Below are 277 nucleotides of genomic sequence, written 5' to 3' on the forward strand. Positions count from 1 at the left end.
GTCATGGTGCAGCACGGATTCCAGGTAACGGCTGTCGCGGTTCATGTGGGCCTCTTGGTGTGTGTGGATCATTCTTCGTCGGTACTCTGGTTGGCGAAGATCAAGCCCTGCTTGCGCAATTTGTCGTGCAGGGTTTTGCGCGGAATGCCGAGCGCCTCGGCGAGGCTGCGCACGGAGCTGTGGGGGCGCGTCAGTTCGGCGGCGATCAGGCTTTTTTCGAACTGTTCGACTTGTTCGCTCAAGCCGCCCGGTGTGGAGGTGAGCATGGCTGTGGAAG

Annotated in this window: 1 protein-coding gene; it reads right to left on the reverse strand. The window is 60.3% G+C overall.

Translation table 11 applies throughout. The features are described from left to right. Positions 1-68: 68 nt before the first annotated feature. On the reverse strand, positions 69-277 hold a 209-nt coding region (locus tag SB765_RS29380; RefSeq protein ID WP_410932453.1), incomplete at its 5' end, for a helix-turn-helix domain-containing protein.

Origin of the sequence: Pseudomonas sp. SIMBA_067 (assembly GCF_046534675.1) — a bacterium.
Taxonomy (GTDB): domain Bacteria; phylum Pseudomonadota; class Gammaproteobacteria; order Pseudomonadales; family Pseudomonadaceae; genus Aquipseudomonas; species Aquipseudomonas putida.